23 protein-coding genes and 1 pseudogene are annotated in these 25224 nt (G+C 71.4%); 9 read left to right on the top strand and 15 right to left on the bottom strand.

Going from position 1 to position 25224, the window contains the following annotated elements:
- Positions 1-16: 16 nt before the first annotated feature.
- Positions 17-541 (bottom strand): toxin-antitoxin system, toxin component, encoded by a 525-nt coding sequence (locus tag ACIRPU_RS30665; protein ID WP_355706273.1) that lies wholly within the window; start codon positions 539-541, stop codon positions 17-19.
- A 32-nt stretch (positions 542-573) separates the two neighbouring features.
- On the bottom strand, positions 574-1179 hold the full coding sequence (locus ACIRPU_RS30660; protein ID WP_052183798.1) for a helix-turn-helix transcriptional regulator: 606 nt from the start codon (positions 1177-1179) through the stop codon (positions 574-576).
- A 290-nt stretch (positions 1180-1469) separates the two neighbouring features.
- Between ACIRPU_RS30660 and ACIRPU_RS30655 the strand changes: the two genes are divergently transcribed.
- Positions 1470-2138 (top strand): hypothetical protein, encoded by a 669-nt coding sequence (locus ACIRPU_RS30655; protein WP_403872932.1) that lies wholly within the window; start codon positions 1470-1472, stop codon positions 2136-2138.
- A gap of 56 nt (positions 2139-2194) precedes the next feature.
- Here ACIRPU_RS30655 and ACIRPU_RS30650 read toward each other — a convergent pair whose 3' ends face one another.
- The 8 genes from ACIRPU_RS30650 to ACIRPU_RS30615 form a co-directional block, all read right to left on the bottom strand.
- Positions 2195-3016: an ABC transporter ATP-binding protein gene (locus ACIRPU_RS30650; protein ID WP_403872930.1), complete on the bottom strand. Its 822-nt coding sequence runs from the start codon at positions 3014-3016 to the stop codon at positions 2195-2197.
- A gap of 20 nt (positions 3017-3036) precedes the next feature.
- The gene (locus tag ACIRPU_RS30645; protein ID WP_403872928.1) at positions 3037-3855 is read right to left on the bottom strand and encodes an ABC transporter permease; all 819 of its coding nucleotides are present in this window, start codon (positions 3853-3855) and stop codon (positions 3037-3039) included.
- Positions 3852-4625 (bottom strand): ABC transporter permease, encoded by a 774-nt coding sequence (locus ACIRPU_RS30640; protein WP_403872926.1) that lies wholly within the window; start codon positions 4623-4625, stop codon positions 3852-3854. Before ACIRPU_RS30640 ends, ACIRPU_RS30645 begins: the two co-directional genes overlap by 4 nt.
- Positions 4622-5593 (bottom strand): ABC transporter substrate-binding protein, encoded by a 972-nt coding sequence (locus ACIRPU_RS30635; RefSeq protein WP_403872924.1) that lies wholly within the window; start codon positions 5591-5593, stop codon positions 4622-4624. The genes ACIRPU_RS30640 and ACIRPU_RS30635 overlap by 4 nt, the downstream gene beginning before the upstream one ends.
- A 449-nt stretch (positions 5594-6042) precedes the next feature.
- Positions 6043-6978, bottom strand: a complete 936-nt coding sequence (locus tag ACIRPU_RS30630; RefSeq protein WP_403872922.1) for a PDR/VanB family oxidoreductase — start codon at positions 6976-6978, stop codon at positions 6043-6045.
- On the bottom strand, positions 6978-7148 hold the full coding sequence (locus ACIRPU_RS30625; protein ID WP_403872920.1) for a hypothetical protein: 171 nt from the start codon (positions 7146-7148) through the stop codon (positions 6978-6980). Before ACIRPU_RS30625 ends, ACIRPU_RS30630 begins: the two co-directional genes overlap by 1 nt.
- The gene (locus ACIRPU_RS30620) at positions 7145-8212 is read right to left on the bottom strand and encodes a Rieske 2Fe-2S domain-containing protein (protein WP_403872918.1); all 1068 of its coding nucleotides are present in this window, start codon (positions 8210-8212) and stop codon (positions 7145-7147) included. Before ACIRPU_RS30620 ends, ACIRPU_RS30625 begins: the two co-directional genes overlap by 4 nt.
- Positions 8213-8682: 470 nt before the next feature.
- Positions 8683-10077: a serine hydrolase domain-containing protein gene (locus ACIRPU_RS30615; RefSeq protein ID WP_403872916.1), complete on the bottom strand. Its 1395-nt coding sequence runs from the start codon at positions 10075-10077 to the stop codon at positions 8683-8685.
- Between the two features lie 490 nt (positions 10078-10567).
- Here ACIRPU_RS30615 and ACIRPU_RS30610 point away from each other — a divergent pair, with 490 nt between their 5' ends.
- The 4 genes from ACIRPU_RS30610 (at position 10568) to ACIRPU_RS30595 (ending at position 13082) form a co-directional block, all read left to right on the top strand.
- Entirely contained in the window at positions 10568-11062 is a 495-nt protein-coding gene (locus ACIRPU_RS30610; RefSeq protein ID WP_403872914.1) for a MarR family winged helix-turn-helix transcriptional regulator, read from the top strand.
- A gap of 152 nt (positions 11063-11214) precedes the next feature.
- On the top strand, positions 11215-11826 hold the full coding sequence (locus ACIRPU_RS30605; protein ID WP_403872912.1) for a DsbA family protein: 612 nt from the start codon (positions 11215-11217) through the stop codon (positions 11824-11826).
- 36 nt (positions 11827-11862) lie between these two features.
- On the top strand, positions 11863-12669 hold the full coding sequence (locus ACIRPU_RS30600) for an MBL fold metallo-hydrolase (protein ID WP_403872910.1): 807 nt from the start codon (positions 11863-11865) through the stop codon (positions 12667-12669).
- Between the two features lie 2 nt (positions 12670-12671).
- A complete protein-coding gene (locus ACIRPU_RS30595; protein ID WP_403872908.1) occupies positions 12672-13082 on the top strand; it encodes a nuclear transport factor 2 family protein in 411 nt (136 codons plus the stop codon).
- 564 nt (positions 13083-13646) lie between these two features.
- On the opposite strand, the gene ACIRPU_RS30590 is transcribed toward ACIRPU_RS30595, so the two are convergent.
- Positions 13647-14072, bottom strand: coding sequence for an acyl-CoA dehydrogenase family protein (locus tag ACIRPU_RS30590; RefSeq protein WP_403872906.1), 426 nt, complete (start codon positions 14070-14072; stop codon positions 13647-13649).
- Positions 14073-14461: 389 nt separating this feature from the next.
- Between ACIRPU_RS30590 and ACIRPU_RS30585 the strand changes: the two genes are divergently transcribed.
- Both ACIRPU_RS30585 and ACIRPU_RS30580 read left to right on the top strand, forming a co-directional pair.
- Positions 14462-16516: a phosphocholine-specific phospholipase C gene (locus tag ACIRPU_RS30585; RefSeq protein WP_403872904.1), complete on the top strand. Its 2055-nt coding sequence runs from the start codon at positions 14462-14464 to the stop codon at positions 16514-16516.
- A 91-nt stretch (positions 16517-16607) separates the two neighbouring features.
- A complete protein-coding gene (locus tag ACIRPU_RS30580) occupies positions 16608-17429 on the top strand; it encodes a phospholipid scramblase-related protein (protein ID WP_403872902.1) in 822 nt (273 codons plus the stop codon).
- Positions 17430-17478: 49 nt separating this feature from the next.
- Here the strand turns inward: ACIRPU_RS30580 and ACIRPU_RS30575 are convergent, their stop codons facing one another.
- On the bottom strand, positions 17479-18426 hold the full coding sequence (locus tag ACIRPU_RS30575; protein ID WP_403872900.1) for a hypothetical protein: 948 nt from the start codon (positions 18424-18426) through the stop codon (positions 17479-17481).
- Positions 18423-19220, bottom strand: a complete 798-nt coding sequence (locus ACIRPU_RS30570; protein ID WP_403872898.1) for a phosphatase PAP2 family protein — start codon at positions 19218-19220, stop codon at positions 18423-18425. The genes ACIRPU_RS30575 and ACIRPU_RS30570 overlap by 4 nt, the downstream gene beginning before the upstream one ends.
- A gap of 222 nt (positions 19221-19442) precedes the next feature.
- Here ACIRPU_RS30570 and ACIRPU_RS30565 point away from each other — a divergent pair, with 222 nt between their 5' ends.
- A complete protein-coding gene (locus ACIRPU_RS30565; protein ID WP_403872896.1) occupies positions 19443-20057 on the top strand; it encodes a TetR/AcrR family transcriptional regulator C-terminal ligand-binding domain-containing protein in 615 nt (204 codons plus the stop codon).
- A 170-nt stretch (positions 20058-20227) separates the two neighbouring features.
- On the opposite strand, the gene ACIRPU_RS30560 is transcribed toward ACIRPU_RS30565, so the two are convergent.
- Positions 20228-21274 carry a DUF2510 domain-containing protein gene (locus tag ACIRPU_RS30560; RefSeq protein ID WP_403872893.1) on the bottom strand — a complete coding sequence of 349 codons (1047 nt, stop codon included), beginning with the start codon at positions 21272-21274 and terminating at the stop codon, positions 20228-20230.
- 285 nt (positions 21275-21559) lie between these two features.
- Here ACIRPU_RS30560 and ACIRPU_RS30555 point away from each other — a divergent pair.
- Positions 21560-24274: pseudogene (locus ACIRPU_RS30555) on the top strand (ATP-binding protein).
- A 98-nt stretch (positions 24275-24372) separates the two neighbouring features.
- Here the strand turns inward: ACIRPU_RS30555 and ACIRPU_RS30550 are convergent.
- Positions 24373-25164 (bottom strand): SDR family NAD(P)-dependent oxidoreductase, encoded by a 792-nt coding sequence (locus ACIRPU_RS30550; RefSeq protein WP_403872891.1) that lies wholly within the window; start codon positions 25162-25164, stop codon positions 24373-24375.
- Between the last annotated feature and the right edge of the window lie 60 nt (positions 25165-25224).

Genomic DNA, 25224 nt, shown 5'->3' with positions numbered 1-25224 from the left:
GCCCCGGGCATGCGTCCTACGGCCCCAGATAGCCGAGCGACGCCTCGATGCGGCCGGCCAGGTGGTCCCGCTGGCCCCGTTCGCGCGGTGACGAACCCGGCAGCCAGGTACGGCACTTGCTGGCCAGCAGCAGGCCGAAGCTCTCGGCCTCCTTCTCGTCGGTCAGGTCGAAACGGGTGCGCGCGGCGACGCTGCGCACCGTGGCCTGGAGGTCCGCCCCGTCGCTGAGTAAACGGGCCGCGACCGCGGCGCCCTCGACGTGGTGGCCGCAGTGGCCCGCCTTCATGTGCCACAGCTCGTGCCCCAGGATCACCAACTGGTGTTCCGGCGCGGTGCGTTCCTCGATGACGACGAGGTCCTGGTCGGCCATGTCGAGCCACAGCCCGCTGGCCGTGTCGGCCGGGAAGGAGGCCATGCGGAAGTGCACCGGGCGGCCACGCCGTCTGCTCATCCCGTCGCACAGGGCGGTGTACAGGTCGGCCGGCACGGCGGGGGCCGGCAGGGTCAGTTCGGCTACCAACTCGCCGCTGAGGCGGCGCATTTCCCTCGCGATGCTCACTGTTCTCCCCCGGATCACGACTCGGGCCGCTTCACGCTCTCCAGGAGCATGTCCAGCCACTCGGCGACCTTGTCGCGGTGCTGGTCGGTGGGCAGCTGGGCGGCCCGCCACGCGATCCCGCGTACGCCGTGGTCCTGCAGCAGCCGCTCCAGCGGGTCCTCGGCCGCCGCGGCCGCCTCCCGCGCGGCGAGCTTCTGAAGCAGCTCCTGCTCGATGTGTTGCAGGGCTCCCGCGAGCGCCTCCGGGTCCTCGGCCGTGAGGAAGCCGGCGTGCACCCGGAAGAAGCGCTGGAGGGCGTCGCAGTGCTCCATCGTGGGCCGTCGGTCGCCGTTGATGAGGGCGCCCGCCTGCTGGCGCGACATGCCGGCGCCGTCGGCGATCTCCTGCTGGGTGTACTTACGGCCGTTCGGCTTGAGCCGGGTACGGCGCAGCAGGTCCAGCCGCTGCAGGAAGCGGGCCTGCACATCGGGCTCACCGGCGGGCCGGCCGCTCAGCAGGGCCTTGACCACCGACTCCGGGACACCGGAGGCGACCGACAGCCGCCCGGTGCCGAAGACCTCCGCGTGCGGCACGCCGAGCCGGTCGGCGAGCGCGGCGACCCGGGCGACGACGGCCGACATCAGCACCGTCGCCGCGGCGCCCGGAACCTCGAAGCCATCCTCCGCCACCGACAGGTCTCCTAGGTCTCTCACGTCCCTCTCACAGGCACACGATCACCAAAACGGACGGTCGCCTGAACTGCGTGGAGAGTAGCCGGTCTTTCGAACTCACATCCAGGTCTCGCCACAACTGTGGCCAATTTCAGCCGTCAACCAGCACGGAATGCCACGATAGTTGACACCGCTCGCGTCGGGGCAGCAGGATCGGGGCGCCGCGTGAAGGCCGCATAGGCAAGAGGGGTGACCTCCCGATGGCGTATCAGGCAGGAGGGCAGCGGTCCGTACCGCGGCCCGTCCCCGAGAGTCTCGAGGCCCAGGCGTATCTTCAGGACTACGCCACGTACCTGGAGGCCGTCCCCTTCCCGTCCGTCGTCCTCGACCACCGCTGGGACGTCGTTCTCTCCAACGACGCTTTCGCGTCACTTTTCCGGGACGTGGGCCCACACCCGACGGCCCTGCCCGGCGACAACTTCCTGCGTTTCGTGCTCTTCCACCCCGACGCCCCCTCGGTCCTCGGCGACCATGAGCCCGGCTGGTGTCTGCCGATGCTCGCCCGCTTCGCCGCTGCCATGGAACGGCACGGTCACGACCACGGGCTCCAGGCGATCCGCCGCGACATCGCCCAGGATCCGATCATGGAGGCCGCCTACCGGCACGGGCTGCCGCACTGGATCCGCGCGGTCGGCGAGGACGCCGTCGAGCACGACGGGGCGGTCCGCCCCCTTCTGCACCCCGACCCCCGCTGGGGCGCCACGGAGTGCCGCATCGTGGGCGACACCCCCAGGACCCTGCAGGACATGGGGTACACCCGGCTGACGATGGTGCTGCGCGCCACCCGCCCGGCCCCCGTGCCCCGCAGAACGCGCGGCGTGCGCCGTACCGCGAGTCACCTCAGCGTGGTCCCGGCTCCCGAGGCCTGACCGGGCACCGTCGGCGTTCGGGTCGCCGACGGCGCCCTGGTCGGCGCGGCGCACGGTCAGCGCGGTGGAGGCGTGTCCGACTTCGTGAGGCGGTCCACGGGAGTCCCGCGCTTCGCCGCCTGGATCTGCTCGTACACCTGGGTCCGCAGCTCCGCGAAGCGCGGGGCCACCCGCGTGTGCAACTGGTCGCGCTCCGCCGGGAGATCGACCTTCAGCTGTTCCCGCACGACCGTCGGTGAGGCGGACAGGACGACGACCCGCTCGCCGAGGTAGACGGCCTCGTCGATGTCGTGGGTGACGAACAGGATGGTGATCCCGCGCTCCCGCCAGAGTCCCCGGACCAGGTCCTCCAGGTCGGCGCGGGTCTGCGCGTCCACCGCCGCGAACGGCTCGTCCATCAGCAGGACCCGGGGCTCGTAGGCGAGCGCCCGGGCGATCGCCACCCGCTGCTGCATTCCGCCCGACAGCTGCCACGGGTACGCGGAGAGCGCGTCCTCCAGGCCGACCGAGCGGAGGGCGTCCGCGACCAGCTCCCGCCGCCGTGTCTTGGGCAACCCCTTCTGTCTCAGGGGCAGTTCGACGTTCTCGCCGACCCGCATCCATGGGAAGAGGCTCCGCCCGTACTCCTGGAAGACGAACGCCATGTCCGGCGGTGGTCCGGTCACCTTCCGTCCCTCCAGGAGCACTTCGCCGGAGGTCGGCGTGAGCAGCCCGGCCATGCACTTCAGCAGGGTCGTCTTGCCGCAGCCCGACGGGCCGACGAGACACACCAGTTCACCCGCCTCGACGGTGAAGGTCAGGTCGCGCACCGCCTCGACCCGGCGTCCGGACCCCTCGTAGACCTTCCGCAGGCCGGACACTGCAAGACGCGGGTGCATGGAACGCCCTTTCACGAGGGTCACGGGGACCGCCGGGTGGATGCGCGCAGACCGTGGTACCAGCCGAGCACCCGACGCTCGACGATCTGGAAGAGCACCGACAGGACGAAGCCCAGGAGGCCGAGCACCAGGATTCCGGTCCACATGTCGGGGATGGCGAAACCCCGTTGGAACTGCACGATGGTGAAGCCGAGCCCGTTGCTCGCGGCGAACATCTCGCTGATGACCATCAGGATGATGCCGATCGACAGCGCCTGGCGCAGCCCCGCGAAGATCTGCGGGCTCGCCGACGGCAGCACCACGCCGCGCAACCGGGCGACGCCCGTGATGCCGTACGACCGTGCCGTCTCCGCCATCACCGGGTCGACCGCCCGCACGCCCTCGACCGTGTTGAGCAGCACCGGCCACACACAGCCGCTCGCGATGACGACGACCTTCATCGTGTCGCCGATGCCCGCGAACAGCATGATGACCGGCACCAGCACGGGCGGCGGCACCGCCCGCAGGAACTCCAGGACCGGCTCGCACACCGCCCGCACCCGCCGGTAGGAGCCGATCACCGTGCCGAGCGCGACCCCGACGACGCCGGCCGTCGCGTAGCCCGCGAGGAGCCGCAGCACGCTCGGTCGCACGTCGGTGCGCAGCCGCTCTCCCGTCCACACGTCGGGGAAGGCCTTCAGGATCGTGCGCAGCGGCGGCCAGTACACGTTCGTGCTGCCGTCGGAGGCCACCCACCACGCGGTGAGCAGCACGGCCGGCAGGGCGAGCGTGAAGAGCAGCCGCAGCAGCGCGCGCCGCCAGGCTCCCGACCCCGCTCGGGCGGGGGATGTCCCGGTCACACCGCCACCTCCCCGCGCACCGACTGGTGCCAGGCCAGGGCGCGCCGCTCCACCGTCCGGGCGCCCACGTTGATCAGCAGCCCCAGTGCCCCGGTGACGACGATCAGGGCGTACATCTCGGGGACCGCCTGCGAGGTCTGCGCGACGGCGATGCGGGCACCCAACCCCGGTGCTCCGATGACCAGTTCGGCGGTGATGACGAGGACCAGCGCGACGGCCGCCGCGAGCCGCACGCCGGTCATGACGTACGGCAGCGCGGTCGGCCACAGCAGGTGCCGGACCCGCGCCCAGGTGCCGAGCCCGTAGGAGCGGGCGGTCTCCTCGGCGACCGGGTCGACGTCCTGGACGCCGTACAGGACCTGGATCAGGATCTGCCAGAAGGAGGCGTAGACGACCAGCAGCAGGACCGAGCGCAGTTCGGTGCCGTACAGCAGCACGGCGAGGGGGATCAGGGCGACCGACGGGATCGGGCGCAGGAACTCGATGGTCGAGGCCGTCGCCTCGCGGAGGTGGGGGACGACGGAGATCAGCACGCCGGCCACGATCCCGGCGCCCACCGCGATCGACAGCCCGAGCGCCCAGCCGGTGAGGGTGTCGCCGAGCGCCGTCCAGAAGGCGGAGTCGGCGAGTTCGTCGGCCAGCGCGCCGGCGATGCGGCTGGTCGGCGGGAAGTAGGCCTCCTTGACCAGGCCGAGCCGCGGCACCGCCTCGCCCAGGGCGAGGAAGGCCGCGAGCCCGGCCGTGCCGAGTGCGAGGTTCGCGCCTCTCACGGCAGCAGCTTCTCCAGGTCCGGGGTCGACTTGAAGAGCTCGTCCTGCTCGCCGAGCTTCTCCAGCGCCTCGATCGACGAACGGTTCGCCTCGGCGGGCCACTTGGGCAGCGTGACCTGCGCCAGCACCGACGCCGGGATCTTGGTGTACGTGGTGACGATCTGGCGGACCTCGTCCGGGTGCGCGTCGGCGTAGGCGAGGGACTCGGCGGTGGCCTCCTGGAACTTCTTCACCAGGTCCGGGTTCTTCTGCGCGTACTGCGTGGAGGTGAAGTACATGGCGACGGTGAGGTTCGGGGCCACGTCCACCAGCGGCGAGGCGATCTCCGCACCGCCCTGGCTCTTGACGGTCGCGAGGGCCGGTTCGACGACCATCGCCGCGTCGATCTGCCCGCTGTCCAGGGCGGCGGGCATCTGGTCGAAGGCCAGCTCGACGAACTTCACCTTGTCCGGGTCGCCGCCCGCCTTGCGCACCGACTCGCGCACCGCGGTCTCGTTGATGTTCTTCAGGGTGTTGATGGCGACCTTCTTGCCCTCCAGGTCCTTCGCGGACTTGAGCGCGCTGCCCTTCTTCACCGTGATCGCCCCGAAGTCCTTGCCCTGCACGCCCGTTGAGGCGATGCCGTTCGAAACGGCCCGCACGGGGACGTTGTTGGACTGCGCGACCATCAGGGAGGTCATGTTGCTGAAGCCGAACTGGAACTGTCCGCTGACGACTCCGGGCACGATCGCCGCGCCGCCCTGTGCGGTGGTGATCGACAGCTTGAGGCCGTGCTGCTCGTAGAAACCCTGTTTCACGCCCAGATAGACGGGCGCCACGTCGACGATGGGGATGAGTCCGAGTTTGACGGTCGTGGTGCCTTCGGACGACGAACTCCCGGTGGACGTACCGGAGTCGTCGGACGAGCCACAGGCCGCCGTGGCGAGCAGGAAGGTGCCGGCCGCGAGACCGGCGAACAGACGACGCAAGGCTCCTCCTGTGCAGACAACGGTGTTCCGACAGGCTGTGCGCACATCGCACAGTAGTGCTCCATTGGCGTGCAGGGAACGTAGAGCCCGCCGTCCGACGGGGTCAATGGGTTTGGCTGACGAAATTGTTGACAGTCGGGGAGGGTGGCATGTCCACCGTCGCCCGAGCACTGCATTTCGTGAGGCCCTTCGAGCGGGGCCTCGCGGTCATCCGCTGCTGGAACGTCGCACAGGTGAAGGAATCCTCTTCGCTGTGCGTCCTGGACGGCGACGACATCCTCTACGTCGCCCGGGTGCCGACCACCCGCATCACGCCGGCCGCACCTCGGTCGCCGCCGTCCGCCGGGATCTGCTGCCACCGTTGCCGGCGGCCGTGGCACGGATCGAGGCCGACCTGCGGATCACCGACCCCGCGGGCGGCGCCACCGCGCCTCGGGCCACGGATCCGGTCACAGATCCAGGACGAGTCTCCGCCCCCGGCACCGGGACACGCAGATCATCATCGTCTCCCCGGCCTCCCGCTCCTGCGGACCGAGGACGGAGTCCCGGTGCTCCGGCGTGCCCTCGAGCACGTCGGTCTCACAGGTGCCGCAGGTGCCCTCCGTGCAGGAGTAGAGCACCTCGACCCCCGCCGCGCGCACGGCGTCCAGCACGGACACGCCCGCCGAGACGGTCAGCGTCCGGCCGCTCCGGGCGAGCTCGACCTCGAACTCGCCGTCCTCACCCGCCGGTTGCTCCCTCGCCTGGAACCGCTCGACCTGGAGCGCGTCGGCCGGACAGCGCTCCTCCACGGCGTCCAGCAGCGGGCCCGGGCCGCAGCAGTAGACGAGGGCCCCCTCGGGCAGCGCGTCGAGCACGGAACCGAGGTCGAGCAGACCGCTCTCGTCCTGCGGGGCGACGGTGACCCGGTCGCCGTACCGCGCCAGCTCCCCGGCGAACGCCATGGACGCGCGGGTGCGGCCGCCGTAGAGAAGGCTCCACTCGGCGCCCGCCGCCTCGGCCGCCGCGAGCATCGGCAGGATGGGGGTGATCCCGATGCCGCCCGCGACGAAGCGGTAGCGGGCTGCCGGGCGCAGCGCGAAATGGTTGCGCGGGCCGCGCACCCGCACCTTGTCGCCCGGCCTCAACTGCTCGTGCACATGGGCGGATCCGCCCCGTCCGGCCGGCTCGCGCAGCACGGCTATCCGCCACGCGGACCGGTCGGCCGGATCGCCGCACAGCGAGTACTGGCGCTCCAGCTCGGGCCCGAGGACGAGGTCCACGTGGGCGCCCGGCTCCCACACCGGGAGCGGCTCGCCCAGCGGGTGCCGCAGGGTGAGGGCGAGCACCCCGTCGGCGGCGAACTCGCGGCCCGCGACGACCAGTTCGGTTTCGTACACGCTCATCAGTCGTTTCCTCGCGGCCGGTGTCCTTCGGGGTGGCCGAGCATCCACTCCCACATCTCGATCGGGTCCTGGGAGGTGTACTCGGCGCCGCAGTGACAGGTGCCGTGCAGCACGTCGGTGCCCGGCAGCCAGTCGATGCGGTAGATCTCGCCGGTGGGGCCGGTGCTCACAGGACCTTCTCCACGGGCTTGTCGCCCTCCTCCACCAGCCGGGCGAGGATCCGGCGTGCGGCCAGACCGCCGGTGTCGATGTTGATGCTCAGCTCCTGGTAGCCGGTGCGTTCCGAACCGAGCGTCCGCTGCAGGAGGTTGAGCGCGTCGACGTCCTGCATGACCACCGTGTGGTTGTTGCCCCGCAGGAACGCGGTGACCTCGTCGTCGTCCGTCGCCCAGTCCCGCGAGACCATCCAGAAGTCGTACACCTTGCCGTCGTCGGACGGCGTGATCGCGTAGGTGATCTCGGTGTGGAAGCCGTTCGGGTCGCTGCCGTCGGCCTCGGGCAGGACGCCCACCGGCGCGATGCGGCTGTGCAGCAGATACAGACAGGGCGCGTGGTACTCGATGTCCTGCCAGCGGGTGATCCTGCCCTCGATGCCGGTCGAACGGGCGTAGAACGGCGGGCACTCGGCGTCGTCCATGTGCCGGCTCACCCGCACGATCCCGGCGCCCTCGTCGACCTCGGTGGTGATCGGCGTCTCGGCGACCTCGGGAGTGCCGATGTAGCCGCCGTGCAGATACGTCTCGTGGGAGAGGTCGAGGAGGTTGTCGACGAGCAGCCCGTAGTCCGCGTCGATGGGCTCCATGCCCCGGACGGTGGTCCAGCCGGGGGCGTCGAGGTGCCGGGCGCGCGGGATCGCCCGCGGATCGGCGAGCGTCGGGTCGCCGATCCACACCCAGACCAGCGAGTCCTGCTCGACCACCGGGTATGAGGTGACCCGGGCGGTGCGCGGGATGCGTTTCTGCCCCGGCACGTACACACAGGCGCCGGTGGTGTCGTATGTGAAGCCGTGGTAGCCGCACACGATGCGGTCGCCGTCGAGCCGGCTCTCCGACAGCGGGAAGCGGCGGTGCACGCAGCGGTCGTGCAGCGCGACGGGCGTCCCGTCCTCCTCGGTCCGGTAGAAGACGAGCGGCTCACCCAGAATCGTCCGGCCGAGCAACTCCTCGCGCCCGACCTCGGTGCTGTAGGCGGCGACGTACCACTGGTTCCTGGCGAAACTGGTCGTATGGGGCATGGTGTTCGGCTCCCGTCTCTGGCTCGTGGCGACATCGTCCGCGGGGGCCTCGCAAGGCCGCAATACGGCTTCCGTGTCACGGAAGAGCGCTTGGAAACACCCTGGTGGGAACAGTGATGCGAGGCGCCGTGCCGCTGGCCGCCGGCGATGGAGCCAGCGGTCATGCCGTCGGCCTGCGGGAACTGGTGCGGATCGTCGGCGCTCGGCCTCGCGCCAGCCGTACCGCTCGGTCAGCGGCCCGTCGTCATCGCCGAGTCCCTTGGGCTTCCTGGGCGGGGCCGCTCGCGGGCACCGCCACGCCGGTCATGGCGTCCGGACTCGCACCGTGCCTCCCAGCGCGGAGCGAGTTCCGTGGCCAACTAGTTGAGGTGTTGGTTCGAGACGCCACAGAAGGCGGGATGGAACATGGCCGTACGCGCCTGGATCCACATGTCCCCACCCATGACGATGATCACTCGCGCGTCAGCCCGCTACTTGGAAGCCATGGGAACCCGATTGAACAACCGGCCGGCGAGGTCGACCCCGGTGATCACACCGCTCTCGTCGCGGGTGAAGAAGCCGCGTTGCCCCTTCAGACCTCCACCGGTGATGATGTATTCGTCCGCCTCGCCGGGCAGCAGGCCGAGCTCGGCCTGCGGGAGATCCGGGGGCAGTTCGGTGTCCGCCGCCGCGCGAATCTCCGGTTTGATCCCGCACGCGATCGTCAACCTGGCCCCATCTGTGGCGATGGTGAGCGTCATCATGTCGTTCGCGTAGCTCCCGACGAGTTCCCGGGCCTGCTCCTCGTCGTAGGGGCGCGGCTCCGGGTCCCGGTCGGCGACCCCGAGGTAGTGCTCGAGCGCCCACCGGACGACGGCCTGGTTGAAGGCGAGGCCGCCATCCGGGCCCGCGTTGGACAGTGCGACGACAGCGAAGTCGCGTTCGGGCACGATCAGCAGCTCAGTGAACTGGCCGTTGGCCGATCCACCATGGCCGACGGTGCGAACGCCGTCCACGTCACGCAGGAACCAGCAGATGCCGAAGGCGTCGCCGAGCGTGCTGCCCCGCAATTCCACAGTCTCCACTTGCATCTGCCGCAGAACCTCGGCGGGTAACACCTGGGCACCGTCCTGTGCGCGGCTGTCACCGAGATGGAACCGGGCCCAACGAAGCATGTCCGTCACCGAGGACGCGGCGCCCCCGCCGGGGTTGTTGCCGCGACTGTCCTTCCACTGCCGCGCGACGGCCAGCGTCCCGTCCTCACCCACGTTGTGCCCCACCGCGAACCGCCGTGTCATGACGTCATTCGTAGCGAAAAAAGTGTGCGAAAGACCCAACGGCTCGAACAGAAGCGAGGCGATGGCCTGCTCATAGGTCAGACCCGTAACCCTTTCTATGATCCGCCCAGCCAGGTTGTACCCCACCTGGCTGTAGGAGGCCCGGGCGCCAGGCGGCGCGATCAGCTCCGACTCGGACATCCTTGCCACATACGCGGCCAAGGCATCGTCCCCCTCGCCGGTGTCGACGCTCATCCTCCAGTCAAGGCCCGCAGTGTGGTTGAGCAGCTGCAACACGGTTATCTCCGCCGCGGCCCGCTCATCCGGGCGCGCGAGCTCGGGAACATACCGGCGCACCGGCGCGTCCAGCTCGACCCGCCCCTCCGCGACCAGGCGCATCAGCGCGGTCGCCGTAAAGGACTTCGTGACCGAGCCCAACACGAACAGCGTGTCCTGATCGACGGGCAGCGGGTTCTCGACGCTCGTCACGCCGTGGCACCCGTAGACCTCCCGGCGGTCCACCCACACCCCAACGGCAACACCAGCCACCCCGAACTTCGTGGCCGTCGCCTCGACGAACTCTGACAGCGTGTCCTGCTCATCGCCCATGACAACTCCCTCATCGAGGAAGGGGAGGGATTCCCCTGTCTTCAGCCATGATCCTTGTCTGTCCACGGCGTCGGCGGCTGGAAGATCGGGGAAGACGCGGGGCTGTTCTGAGCAACCGGTCGGCACGATGTGTGGCCCACCTGCCGGGAATTGCTTGGCCCGGGAGCGCACCGAGGGCGGCCGGCCAGCGTCATCCCCCCGCCGGTCGGCATCCCCCTGCCGAGGCGGTGGCGCTCCGGTGCAGGCCGAACTCGCGCCAGTTCCGACCTCAACAGCGCAGACATCCTCGAGCCGGAGATGAAGCAGATCCGGGTCCGAGGTCGGCGTCCTTGCCGTAGAAAGATCGTGCGTATCGACTGACAGTTGGATCAAGGGTCTCCTGCGGCTCGGGATCGCGAGGCGACCGAGTGGCAGGAGGCCCTGGGGCACCCGTCCCCTACGTACGTGATCGGTACGGTGGTACCGGGACGACGAGAGGGGCAGCACGGCTGTGGATGGGGAAGTGGAGATCAGGACGGCGAAGGAGGCCGCCGACCATGAGCTCATCCTGGCGTTCGGACGGCTGCAGGGAGCGGCGAACCGACTGGAGTACATCCTCGGCCGGGCCCTTGAGGTGGAGTGCGGCATCAGCCACCTGGTCTTCGAGGTGCTGCTGATCCTCGGCCGGGCGAGTGAGCCGGGGCTTTCCATGCGGGCTGTCGCGCAGGAGCAGGTCCTGACCACCGGCGGCGCCACCCGGCTGGTGGACCGCATGGAGACGGCTGGTCTCGTGACGCGCGTGGAGTCCCCCGGCGACCGGCGCGGAAAGCTGGTGCGGCTGACCCCGCTGGGCGAGGAGACGGCCGTACGCGCTGCCAGGGTGCACCTGGAGAACATCAAGCGGTACTTCGTGGAGCCCCTCCCGGCGGCCGACCGCGCGCGGTTCGCGGAGGATCTGCGCATCCTCAGCCACACGGCCCGGGGCGTACTGCCTCGACTTCCCTGACCTGCGGACCGGCGGTAGCGCAGATCTCATGGCATTGCGTGCTCGCATGTGCCCCAGATCACATGGGTCGAGAAATATCTGACGAGTCAGTTACTGTTTGATCAGGTGAATCGCTCGCAGTCGGCGGGCGCCCCTCTCTGCCGAGGTCCTCGATGAAGCTCGTCTACGTCTTCGACGCCTATTGCGGCTGGTCGCACGGATTCACCGCGACCCTGCGCGAGATCACCACGCGCCACCCCGACCTGCCGGTCGAGGTCGTCTCCGGTGGTCTGTTCACCGGCGGCCGCCGGGTCCCGATCCGCGAATTCGGCTACGTCCAGGGGGCCAACGCCCAGATCGCCGAGCGGACCGGTGCCGAGTTCGGCGAGGCCTACGAGCGGCTGATCGCCGACGGTTCGTTCGTGATGGACTCCGAGGCCGCCGCCCGTGGCGTCGCAGCCCTGCGTCAGGTGGCCCCCGACCGCGCGACGGAGCTGGCCACGGCCGTGCAGCACGCCTTCTACGTCGACGGCCTGAGCCTGTCGGAGGCGGCCACGTACCGTTCGGTCGCCCGGGCGGCCGGGCTCGACGCGGACGCCGTCGTCGCCGCCTTCGAAGCGCCCGAGGCGCAGACCGCGGCCCGCGCCGACTTCCGCCGCGCGGCCCGGCACGGGGTCTCCGGCTTCCCCACCCTCCTCGCCGTCGACGGCGAGCACGTCACCCCGCTGGCCCGCGGTCACGCCACCGCCGACGAGGTGGACCGGCGTCTCGCAAGCCTCTCCTGACCCCCCGACCCTCCACCCCTGCAAGGAGCCATGAGCATGAGCGCCCTCGACTTCACGATCCTTGACCTCGACTTCCCCGCCGGATCGAAGAACAAGACCGCCACCCTCGTCACCGGCGAGACCGACGCCCTGCTGGTGGACGCCGCGTTCACCCGCGCCGACGGCCACCGCCTGGCCGCCGCGGTCCTCGACTCCGGCAAGAAGCTCACCACCGTCTTCGTCTCCCACGCCGACCCCGACTTCTATTTCGGCGCCGAGGTGATCGCCGACGCCTTCCCCGACGCGGTCTTCGTCGCCACCCCGATCGTCATCGAGCACATCCAGCACTCCTACGAGGGCAAGCTCAAGGCGTGGGCCGCACTCGGCCCGAACCTGCCCACCCGCCTGGTAGAGCTCACCCCGCTGACCGGCGACCTCACCCTGGAGGGTCACCGCTTCGAGCTCAAGGGCGGCCCCGCGGGTCTGCCCGACCGCCACTACCTGTGGCAGGCGGAGTCCCGCGCCCTGCTCGGCGGCGTCCTGCTGTTCCAGCAGGAGCACGTCTGGGTCGCCGACACCCCCACCCCCGGCGACCGCGCGACCTGGATCGACCTGCTCGACGAGATGGCCGCCCTCGACCCGCAGCTCGTCGTCCCCGGCCACCGCCTGCCCGCCACCGCTGCCGACGCCTCCGCCATCACCGCCACCCGCGACTACCTGCTGGCCTTCGAGGAGGAACTCGGCAAGGCGGCCGACGGCACCGCGCTGACCGAGGCGCTCGTGGCCCGCTACCCGGACAACGGCATGCTGATCGCCGCCCAGATCGGCGCGAAGGTCGCCAAGGGCGAGATGAAGTGGGGCTGACCATGAGCGAGTTCGCCACCTCCACCGCACCCGCCGACGTCGTACGGCGGCAGTACCTGGCCTCCGCCGCCGCAGACCTCGAGGCCCTGCGCGCCACCCTCGCCCCGGACGTGGAGTGGACCGAGATGGCCGGCTTTCCGCTGGCCGGCACCTACCGCACCCCCGACGGTGTCACCTCCCACGTCATGGAACAGCTCGGCAAGGACTGGGAGGACTGGACCGCGCACGACGACACCTACGTCGTCGACGGCGAGAACGTCGTCGTCCTGGCCCGCTACACCGCGACCAACAAGGCCACCGGCAAGCCGATCGACGTACGCGTCGCGCACCACTTCGTCGTACGCGGCGGACTCATCGTCCGCTTCGAGCAGTTCGTCGACACCGCGCTCGTCCGCGACGCCATGACCGGCTGACGCGTTTTCGTTCCATCCGCATGGCAGGGGAACAGCATGTCCGCTGACGGCAACAAGGCGCTCGTGATCGCCTTCTACGAGCAGGCCTTCAACGACTACCAGCCGGAACAGGCCGCCGAAGCCCACCTCGGAGAGAGCACCATGTTCTGAGGTCCGCGGTGGCATCCGCGCCGGGATCCGGTGCGGATGCCACCGGGATCTTCGGCCCGCCGCGGCAACGGCCCACTGCGCGGCGTGACTTCCCGCGCCGCGCAGGTGCCGGCAGCAACCCGGTGCCTTGCACGTCTCGACGCGCTGTGCCGGCGCCACCGCGTCGACCGGCTCGTCCGTGGCGCTCCGTTCGGGCTCAGAGGGCCTGGTGCCAGGAGCGCCGGCGATCCGCTCCCTCGTTTCAGCGGAGACGTCCCTCGCAGGCGGCTGCCTTGTGCGGCGGCCGTGGTGTACGCGGTCCGGGCAGCATCAGCCGGTTGTTCGAAGGCGTGGCGCGCGCCGCGTCGAGCGGCGGCGGGCCGGGTGGGTCTCCTCGCGGGGTCCCGCTGAGCGGTGCCCGGGGGCCGGCCGGTGCTACCCGGTGATGTCGCGGCCGAAGATCTGGCGGGCGATGACCCATTTCTGGATCTCGTTGGTGCCTTCGTAGATCTCGCCGATCTTGCTGTCGCGGTAGAGGGCCTCGATGGGGCAGGGCCGGTCGTCGGCGCCGAGTTCGCGGGCGAATCCCAGCCCGCCGAAGGCTGGACGGCGTCGCGGGCCATGTCGACCGACAGACGGGTGGCGTGGTGCTTGGCCATGGCGGCCTCGGGCTCGGGGAAGGGGTTGCCGGCGTCCAGTCGCAGGGGGCGCGAGCGGTTGCGCGTGTGGCGCGATGCCGGAGTCGACACCGTTCGCTTCTATCCCGCCGGAGAGACCCTCGGTGCCCGAGTCGCCACGCTGGGCCGGGCCATCCAACTGGTCCGCGACATCGAGGACGAGACGGCGGCGCGTTAGCCACACGGCCGTCCCGCCGAGAAGGAGTGCTTCGCGGCGGCGCCGTCTGCGAGTACCCGGGTCCAGGTCGGCCGGGGGTGCAGATGATGCCGGCCGCCAGGCCCGACAGCAGCAGGGTGATCGCCCGGAACGTACAGAAACAGGAACGCGGGCCCGGCTCGGCAGGTTGTCCCTTTCGTCCACTGAGGCGAAAAGGTCGATGCCCGACCCCGAGTCGGCGGACCGGAGCTGTTTGGGGATCCCTTGGCCGGTCGCACACCCCTCGTACCGTCGACCTTCACGCCGACGTCATCCGGCCCTTCCCTGACGTTCGGTGCCCTTGAAACACTCCTTGCGCGCGCATTGCGTCACGAACCGGCAGGCGCAGCCCCTTCCGTACGAGAGGTGCCTCACCCATGCCCGAGGTCAACCGGCGCCGATTCCTCCAACTTGCGGGCGCCACCACGGCGTTCACCGCTCTCTCCGGCAGCATCGAACGCGCTGCCGCGCTGCCCGCGAACCACCGCACGGGGTCGATCGAGGACGTCGAGCACATCGTCGTCCTGATGCAGGAGAACCGCTCCTTCGACCACTACTTCGGCAAGCTGAGAGGTGTCAGGGGCTTCGGCGACCCGCGCCCGGTCACCCTCGCGAACGGCAAGTCGGTCTGGCATCAGACGGACGGCGCCGGCAAGGACGTCCTCCCCTTCCACCCCGACGCCGACGACCTGGGTCTGGCCTTCCTGCAGGACCTCCCGCACGGCTGGAACGACGGCCACGCGGCCTTCCACGGCGGCAAGTACGACGGCTGGATCGCGGCCAAGTCCGCCACCACGATGGCGTACCTGAACCGCAAGGACATCCCCTTCCACTACGCGCTCGCCGACGCCTTCACCATCTGCGACGCCTACCACTGCTCGTTCATCGGCTCGACCGACCCCAACCGCTACTACCTGTGGACCGGCTACACCGGCAACGACGGCAAGGGCGGCGGCCCGGTCCTCGGCAACGACGAGGTGGGCTACAGCTGGACGACGTACCCCGAACGCCTGGAGGCGGCCGGGGTCTCCTGGAAGATCTACCAGGACGTCGGCGACGGCCTCGACAAGAACGGCAGCTGGGGCTGGATCCAGGACGCCTACCGCGGCAACTACGGCGACAACTCGCTGCTGTACTTCACCCAGTACCAGAACGCCCGGCCCGGCGACCCGCTGTACGACAAGGCCCGCACCGGCACCGACGCCCGCAAGGGCGAGGGCTTCTTCGACCGGCTGAAGGCGGACGTCAAGGGCGGCAAGCTGCCGAAGATCTCCTGGGTCGTCGCCCCCGAGGCCTTCACCGAGCACCCCAACTGGCCGGCGAACTACGGCGCCTGGTACATCGCCCAGGTTCTCGACGCGCTCACCTCCGACCCGAAGGTGTGGGCGAAGACGGCCCTGTTCGTCACCTACGACGAGAACGACGGCTTCTTCGACCACATGGTCCCGGCGTTCCCGCCGGCCTCCGCCGCGCAGGGCAGGTCGACGGTCGACACCGGCCCGGACGTGTTCGCCGGCGACAGCGGCCATGTCGCCGGCCCCTACGGCCTCGGCCAGCGTGTCCCCATGCTCGTCATCTCGCCCTGGAGCAAGGGCGGTTACGTCTGTTCCGAGACGCTGGACCACACCTCGGTCATCCGGTTCATGGAGCGCCGCTTCGGCGTTCACGAGCCGAACATCTCGCCGTGGCGGCGCGCGGTGTGCGGCGATCTGACCTCCGCGTTCGACTTCTCCCGCGCCGACGCCCGGCCGGTCGCCCTGCCGGACACCGACGGCTACGAGCCCCCGGACAAGGTCCGCCACCCCGACTACGTGCCCACCCCGCCGGCCCACCCCGTCCTGCCGAAGCAGGAGCGCGGCACGCGGCCCACCCGTCCGCTCATGTACGCGCCCAGCGTGCACGGTTCGGTGGACCCGACCGCCGGGACCCTCACCCTCGCCTTCGCCTCCGGGGCCAAGGCCGGCGCCGCCTTCCTGGTCACCTCCGGCAACCGCGCCGACGGACCGTGGAGCTACACCACCGGGGCGGGCGCCACCGTCTCCGACACCTGGAACTCGGCGTACTCGGGCGGCGCGCACGACCTGACCGTGCACGGCCCGAACGGCTTCCTGCGCGTCTTCGAGGGAGCGGGCAAGGCGGCCGGGCCCGAGGTGACCGCCCGGCACGTCGACGACGGTCTCGAACTGACCTTCACCCACCGGGGATACGGCACGGTGGAGCTGAAGGTGGCCGACGGCTACGGCGGCAGGCCCACGACCGTCAAGCTGCGGCCCGGCGGATCGCTCAAGCGCACCCTGGACCTGCGGGCGAGCCGCCGGTGGTACGACGTCACGGTCACGTCCGGCGCCGACCCGGCGTTCCTCAGGCGGTTCGCCGGACACGTCGAGAACGGCCGCCCCGGTGTGAGCGACCCGGCGATCGTCACGGAGTGACCGGCTTGGGCCGGCGCCACGGCAAATGCGCGGTGAACACCGCATCGTGGGGGCTGGTCAGGTCCCGGTCGGCTCCGGGTATTGTGCCCCGGTGACCACGCATTCGAACACACCTTCAGGTTGGTACCCGGACCCGCACGGGGCGGCCCAGACCTTGCGTTACTGGGACGGCGCCCAGTGGACCGAGCACACGCACGCGGACGGCAAGGGCCAGGCCGCGCCGCAGGTGCCCCAGCAGCAGACGGGGCCGGACGAGCGGGTCCAGCGTCAGGTGCAGCAGCAGGCCGGGGTCGCCTCGAGCGGCCCCGGCGGCGGCACGCTGTTCAGCGAGCCGGTGCTGGTGGTGAACCAGAAGGCCAAGCTGATCGAGCTGACCAACGAGTACAAGGTCATGGACCAGCAGGGCGGTCAGCTCGGCTCGGTCGTCCAGGTCGGCCAGAGCGCGCTGCGCAAGATCCTGCGCTTCGTCGTCAGCATCGACCAGTACCTGACGCACCGGCTGGAGATCCGCGACGTCCACGGGCAGCCGGTGCTGCTGCTCACGCGTCCGGCGAAGTTCCTCAAGTCACGGGTCGTCGTGACGCGCCCCGACGGGCAGCCGGTCGGCGAGATCGTCCAGCAGAACGTCATCGGAAAGATCAACTTCGCCATCAACGCGGACGGCCGGAAGGTCGGCGCGATCAAGGCGGAGAACTGGCGGGCGTGGAACTTCGCGATCGTCGACCACGCCGACAACGAGGTCGCCCGGATCACCAAGACCTGGGAAGGCCTCGCCAAGACGATGTTCACCACGGCGGACAACTACGTCCTCCAGTTCCACTACCAGCTGCCCGAGCCGCTGCTGAGCCTGGTCGTCGCCACGGCCCTGACCGTGGACACCGCGCTCAAGCAGGACGCGCGCGGTCTGGGCTGACGCCCTGTGCGACGGGTGACACCCCGCGGTGTCACCCGTCGCACCCGCGCTACAGCGGAGTGAGGTGCTCGGGCCCGGTCGTCGGCCGGGGCAGCAGCGCCGGTTCGGCCGACGCCGTCTCCGGCCTCAGGGCCAGCACCGCCGCCACGGGGTGATCCTCGTCCTGGTCGGCACCGGATTCCGGCGCGGCCCGGGACAGCAGCACCACGCCCCAGCCCGCGACGCCCGCTCCCGCCAGCGCCAGGAGCACGCCCGCCGCCCCGCCCTGCAGGCGTTCGCCCAGGAGCGCGAGGCCGATCGCCGCGGCGGCCACCGGGTTCGCCAGGGTCACCATCGCCAGCGGTGCGCCGAGGCCACCCCGGTAGGCGGTCTGCGACAGCAGCAGTCCGGCCGTCGCGAAGGCCGCGACCAGCAGCGCCACCCCGATCACCTGCACGCTGAGCAGCGGGCCCGAACGGTCCGTCGCGGCCACCGTCACGGTCTGGGTGAGCGCCGAGGCGACGCCCGAGGCGAAGCCGGACGCGGTCGCGTGCCGCAGTCCCGGCCTGGCGCCGCGCCGGGCCAGCAGCCCGATGAGCGTCGCGGTCGCCCCCGCCACCGCGACCGCCTCCGGCATGCTCAGGACGTCCTCGGGAGCCGGGCCCGACGCGGTGACCAGGATCGCGGCCAGGCCGGCCAGGGTGAAGGCGGTGCCCCGCCACTCGGCGGCGCTGACCTGGCGCCCGGCGACCCGCGCGCCCATCGGCACCGCCGCGACCAGGGTGAGCGCGCCGAGCGGCTGCACCACGGTGAGCGGTCCGTACTTGAGGGCGACCACGTGCAGCAGCGCGGCGGCGGCGTTCAGCCCGACCGACCACCACCAGGCGGCGTTGCCGAGCAGGCGCAGCAGGCCGGTGCCGGGGTGTTGGGAGGCCAGCCGTTCCTGGGCGACGGCGGCGGCCGCGTAGGCGACGGCCGAGAAGAGGGACAGGACGACGGCGACCAGGGTGGCGTTCATCGGCCCGCTCCCACGAGGACCGGCTGCTCCGCCGGGACGAGGACGGGCGCTCCGCGTCCCGCCGTCGTGGACTTGCGCCGGGGGGCGTGGATCAGGACGAGGGCGAGGCCGAGCAGCGCGCCCGCCACGACCGCGTCGAGCCAGTAGTGGTTCGCCGTGCCCACGATCACCAGCAGGGTCAGCAGCGGATGCAGCAGCCACAGCCACCGCCACCGCGACCGGGTGGCGACGATCAGGCCGATGGCGACCATCAGGGCCCAGCCGAAGTGCAGCGAGGGCATCGCCGCGAACTGGTTCGACAGGTGGTCCGTCCGCGGCGGCCCGTACACCGACGGCCCGTACACGCGGGCGGTGTCGACGAGTCCCGTCGCCGCGAGCATCCGCGGCGGGGCGAGCGGCAGGGCGAGGTGCAGCACCAGGGCCGCGGCGGTGACCGCGGCCAGCACCCGGCGGGCCCACACGTAGTGGGCCGGGCGCCGCAGGTACAGCCAGACCAGGAAGGCCAGGGTGGCGGGGAAGTGCACGGTCGCGTAGTAGGTGTTCGCGACCTGGACCACGGTGTCGCCGTGCAGCAGCAGGGCCTGCACGGAGCCTTCCTGGGGCAGCCGGAGCAGGCGTTCGACGTGCCACACGTCGCGGGCGTTGCGGAAGGCCTCGCCGGTGTGGCCGGCGGCCAGCTGCCGGCCGAGCTTGTAGACGAGGAAGAGCCCTGCGACCAGCAGGAGCTCTCGGACTATGGGCGGCCGCGCCGGTGTGACCGGCTCCGCTTCCCCAGGCTCGGTGCGGGCATTCATCCCCCGGCCCCTTCACTGACGGTGGTGCGTGTGGGTGGTGCTGCCGTGCTCGTGACTCGTGCATTCACCATCGATACGATTTAGTACCGATACGCCAGTGTACCGATACGAGCGCGTACCGGTACACTGGCGTATCGATTGATGTGCGCCACACTGGACAGAGGCTCTCGCACGGGCCTCGAGGCAAGCCTCAGAGACGGAAGAGAAGCGAGGGGACGGCAGATGATGTCGCAGGCAGCGGACGGGCCCGAGTCGGTCGCCGCCACGAGCCGCTCCAAGCTCACGCCCGAGCGTGAGCAGGAGTTCTTCGACGCCGTTCTGAACCAGGTCCGCGAATGCGGCTACGAAGCCGTCACCATGGAGGGCATCGCCGCCAGCACCAGGTGCAGCAAGTCCACGCTCTACCGGCAGTGGAAGACCAAGCCCCAGTTCGTCGTGGCCGCCCTGCGCTCCCGCCGCCAGGCCCGGCTCACCGGCATCGACACCGGCTCGCTCGCCGACGACCTGCGCGAGGCCGCGCGGGCCACCGGTCGCTGGTCCACGAACGACACCAAGCTGCTGCAGGCCCTCGGCCACGCGGTCACCGGCGACGAGGACCTCGCGCTGGCGCTGCGGGAGGCGATCATCACCCCCGAGATCGAGGCGCTGCGGGAGATCCTGCGCCGCGGGGTCGAACGCGGCGAGGTCGCCCGCGACCACCCGGCGCTGGAGTACGTCCCGGCGCAGATGTTCGGTGTGATCCGCGCCCGGCCCGTCGTCGACGGGGAGTACGCGGACCAGGAGTACCTGGTCCGCTTCGTGGAGGCGGCCGTACTGCCGGCGCTCGGCCTCACCTAGGGACCGGCGCGGAGACCGACACGGAGAACACCACATGGCTCAGGCCGCCGTCCACGGGATGACTGGACGGTGACCTGTCTCGCGCCGCACCGTGGGGACGGGGGCGGCGCGCACCACCCGGCCGGGCGGGGCCCCCTTGAGCGGAGGGGCGCCCCACCCGGCCGACCGTGTCAGACGTCCTGTCCGCTGCCGCCGCCTGTCGACACCTTGATGCCCGAGGTGATCGTGTCGATGACCGACACGCTCTGGTCCGCGTCGACCCCGAAACGGAGCACCACGATCCGCTTGGTGTCCGCGGGCGCCGGGAACGCCAGCGACTCGACGTACCCGTCCGCGCCCTTGCTCGTGACCGCCTTCCAGCGCACCAGGTAGCCCTTCTGCCCGGCCACCGTCACCGCCTTGGAGGCGAGCACCTGGTGCGAGGTGATCGCGCCGTACGTCGTGCCGCCGTAGGACTCCTCGGCGTTGGCCGGGATGTCCGCCTTCGCGACCGCCTCGGCGGTCTCGCCCTTGGTCTCCAGCACCTCGACGGGCGCCGAGTACACGCCCCCCTTGGTGCAGGTCTTGGACGTGTCGCCGGGGCACTTGTAGGAGGAGTCGGAGGTTAGCTGCGCGCCCACGCTCAGCTCCTGGCCGGTCCAGCCGTCCGGGATGGGGATGGTGATCCCGTTGAGGGCGTCGGTCACCGCACCGCTCTTGATCTTCGGCGCCTCGGACTCCCCGGGCGAGGGAGACGCCCCGCCCGAACCCCCGGAGCCCCCCGAACCCCCGGAGCCTCCTGAACCGCCGGAGTCGCCGAAGGGCCCGCCCTGGCCGCCGCCGTCCTGTCCGCCCGCGCCGCCGGGCCCGCCCTGCCCGCCCGGTCCCTGGGCCGTGCCGCCGCCGCCGGAGCCGTCGTCCTTGGCCAGCGCGTACACGCCGACCCCGATGCTGGCGAGGACCGCCACGGCCGCGGCGACGGCTATGCCCGTCCGCAGCCCGCGCCGTCGTCCCGTGCCCGCCCGCGCCGCGGGATACCCCGGATACCCCGGATACCCGGGATACGCCGGGTACGACCCGTCCGCCGGGGTCTGCGCCGGCGGACCCCATACGGCGGCCGAGCCCGCGGCGCGGGTCTGGTCCGTCCATGCCTTGCCGTCCCACCAGCGTTCGGTGGCGGGACCGTCACTTGTCTGCCCCGGATCGGGATACCACCCGGGAGGAGTCACCTGCGTCATGTCCCCACCGTATGAGGCGTCGGTGAAAGCCGGATGAGAGGGAGGGCACTCCGTGGAAATCCGTTCCGGGCGCCCGTCGCCCGGCTGGCGTGAATTCGACGTCAATTCGGTGCCCGTCACTCGCCGTTGACGTCAGGGGACCACTTCCGCAGGCCCGCCGGGGGTCCCGGACCGTCGCCCGTCACTCGTGAAGGCGGGACCTGCCCGGACCGCCCTCCGCGCGGGCCCCCGGAAGGCTACGCTCGACGTCGGTACGTCGTTCGGGCGACTTGGGGAGGTAGCGGGATGACGGAGGTCAGGCCGGCGGCGGCTGCCTCGGCTTTCCTGTGGGAGCGCGAGCGGGAGGTCGCCGCCATCGCGGAGGCGGTGGAGACGCTCTGCGCCGACCGGTCGTCGTCGGGTCACCTGCTGGTGCTCCGGGGCGAGGCGGGATTCGGGAAGACCGCGCTGTTGGCCGAGACACGCCGCATCGCCGAGAGCCGCGGCTGCGCGGTCTGGTCGGCCCGCGGCGGCGAGACACTGAGGTCCGTTCCCTTCAACGTGGTACGGCAGTTGCTTCAGCCCACACTGCTGTCCCTGCACCCGGAGGAGTCCCGCGAGTACCTCGGCGACTGATACGACATCGCCGGCCCCGCCCTCGGCATATTGGAACCCGGCGAGGGCCACGCCGACCCGCAGGGCGTGTGCGACGGCCTCGTCGCCGCCGTGACCCGGCTGGCCCGGCGCGACTACCCGCTCGTCCTGCTGATCGACGACGCCCACTGGGCCGACCAGGAGACCCTGCGCTGGCTCGTCGCGTTCGTGGAACGCCTCGACGAACTCTCCGTCCTGGTCGTCGTGGCCCGCAGGCCCGGCGAGGTCAAGGGCGACGCCGCCCGCCACCTCGACGCCATCGGCCTGGCCGCGGGCCGCGCCGTCACCAGCCTCAGCGCCCTGACCCCGCCCGCGGTCGCCGGCCTCACCCGGGCCACCCTCGGCCCGCAGGCCGACGCCGCGTTCTGCCGCGAGGTGTGGGCCGTCACCGACGGCAACCCCTACGAGACCGTCGAACTCCTCGCCAAGGTCCGCGACAGCGAACTGGAGGCGAGCGAGTCCTCGGCGGGCGAACTGCGCGCCCTGAACCGCGCGGCCCGCGGCGGCGGCCTCGTCGACCGCCTGGAGAAACTGGGCGTCGACGCCACCAAGTTCGCCATGGCCGCCGCGATCCTCGGCGCGGACATCTCCGTCGACCAGGCGGCCCTGCTCGCCGGACTCGGCCGGAACGACGCGGCGCGCTGCGCCGAACTGCTGCGCAACGCCCGCATCCTCACCGAACCCGTCCCCGGATCCGTCCCCGCGGGCGACGGCGATCTGGAGTTCGTCCACCCGCTGATCGCCTCCGCCGTCTACGACTCCATCCCCACAGGCCTGCGCACCGCGATGCACGGCATCGCCGCCCAGGTCGTCACCGACGCCGGCAAGGGCCTCGCGGCCGCCTCCCGACACCTGCTCCAGGTACACGCGGAGGGTGACGAGGAACTCGTCGAGCAGCTGCGCGAGGCCGCCCGCGAACACCTCGCGGTCGGCGCCCCCGACGCGGCCCGCCGATGCCTCGAACGGGCCCTGGACGAACCGCCCGCCCCCGAGGTCCACGCCCACGTGCTCTACGAACTGGGCTGCGCCACCCTTCTCACCGCCCCCGCCAGGACCATCGACCACCTGCGCACCGCACTCGGCATGCCGGGCCTCGACGGCACCGAGCGCGTCGACGCCGTCTACCGCCTCTCCCAGGCGCTCCTGCACAACGACCAGCTGGAGGAGGCCGTCCGCACGGTCGAGGCGGAGGCCGCCCGGCACGCCCCCGGACCCGCGCGGCTGCGGCTCCAGGCGGTGCAGTTCATGTGGGAGGGCGTGCACGCCGGGGAGACGACCACACCGCGCCGCTCCGAGAGACTCGCCGAGCTCGCCGCGACCTGTACCGGCCGGGACAACGCCGAGCGCGCCCTGCTCATCCTGCGCGGCTTCGACGCCATGACCCACGGCGAGAACGCCGAGGAGGTCGCCGAGTTCTGCGACCGCGCCCTCGTCAACGGCGGCCTCGCCCCCGGGCTCGGCTGGACCGACCAGGAGTGGGGCATCGAACTGCTGATGATGCTGGCCAGCTCCTACGCCTACACCGACCGGCTGGACCGCGCCGTCGCCCTCTTCAACGAAGCCCTGCGCGCCTACACGTCCGCCGGCTGGAGCGGCGGCCACCTCGCGCTGGCCCACGCCTACCTCGGACTGGGCCTGCGCCGCCGGGGCCGTCTGAAGGAGGCGGAGGAGTCCCTCAGGGAATCCCTGCGGGTCGCCGAACGCGTCGGCCGCGGCCTGCCCCTGTACTGGTCGGCGACCTGCAACCTCGTCGACACCCTGCTGGCCCGCGGCCATGTCGCCGAGGCCTGGGAGACCGCCGAACAGTACGGTTTCGCCCCGCCGTACCCGTCGACGATCGTGCTGCCCGACCCCCGCTCGGTGCGCGGCCGGCTGCTGCTGGCCGTCGGCCGGGTCAAGGACGGCATCAACGAGCTGGAGGCGGCCGAGAAGGCGGCCGCCGTGCGCGGCCACCTCAACCCCGTGATGGTCCCCTGGGCCGTCGAACTCGCCCGGGCGCTGGCCACCGAGGATCCGGACCGGGCGAACCGGCTCGTCTCCGAGGCACGCCGTCAGGCCGAGCGCTTCGGCACCGACACCGCGATCGGGGAGGCCCTGCGCTGCGCCGCCGCCCTGGAGACCGGTCAGCGCGCGGTCCGGCTGGCCCAGCAGGCGGTCACCTTTCTGGAGGCCTCGCCCTGTCTGTACGAACACGCGGCCGCCCGCGTCGAGTACGGCATCCTCTCCCGCTCCGTGTCCGAACTCGGCCGGGGCCTGTCGCTGGCGCGTTCCTGTGGAGCGGACGGCCTGGTGGACAAGGCCCAGCAGGCACTGCGGGGGATGGGCGCGCCGCAGGTGGGCCTGGTACCCGGACAGACACGCCGGTAGCCGCGGCGGGCCGCCGGTGGAGGTGACACCGGCGGCTTCCCTCGGCGGCCCGCGGCTTCCCTCGGCGGCCCCTCGCCGATCGGCAAAGGCGTCCGCCGTCAGGCGCCCAGCAGCTCCTGCGTGAGCCGCTCGAGCCGCGCCCGGACCTGCGGGTCGTAGGTCGCCTCGTGCGCCCGCGCCGGACGCGTTCCGTCGAAGTAACGGCCCGTCCCCGACTCCCGGGTGGCCAGCGCCAGGACGCCCGGCGCGCCGTCGGCGACCGTGCTCCAGGGCGCCACCCCGCCCTCGCGGACCATCGCGGTGTCCATGAACGTCGCCGGATGGAGCACGTTCACCGACACCCCGCTGCCCGTCAACTCCTCGGCCAGGCCGAACGTATGGGCCGCCAGGGCGAACTTGGCCCGGCAGTACGCGGCGAACCCGTCGTAGCCGCGGGTGAATCCGGGGTCGTCGAAATCGACGGGTTCCTGACCGGCCGAGCCGACGTTGACGATCCGCGCGGACGCCCGCGCGCGCAGGGCCGGCAGCAGGACGCGGGTCAGGGCCACCGGCGCCAGGTAGTTCACCGCCAGCCGCAGTTCGTGGCCGTCGGCGCTCACCTCACGGCCCGAACCGGGCGAACCGGCGCCCACCCCCGCGTTGTTGACGAGCACATCGAGCGCGGGGTGGGCCTCGGCGACCCGCGCGCCCAGCTCGCGCACCTGCGCCAGCGAGGCCAGATCGGCGACGAACCCCGCCGCCTGGCCCTCGGCCCGCAACTCGGCGACGAGCCGCTCCGTACGGCCGTGGTCGCGGCCGTGGGCGAGGACGAGGTGGCCGGACCGGACGAGCGCGAACGCGACGTACCGGCCGAGACCGGAGGTGGCGCCGGTGATAAGGATGGTGGACATGCCCCCCACCGTAGGCACGGGACACCGGTTCGGGGGTGACCCTGCCGGAGCCACCACCGG

Source organism: Streptomyces sp. NPDC102259, from assembly GCF_044766465.1.
Lineage (GTDB): Bacteria > Actinomycetota > Actinomycetes > Streptomycetales > Streptomycetaceae > Streptomyces.
Note: the sequence above shows the minus strand (reverse complement) of the source record. Positions and strands in the feature narration are given on the sequence as shown.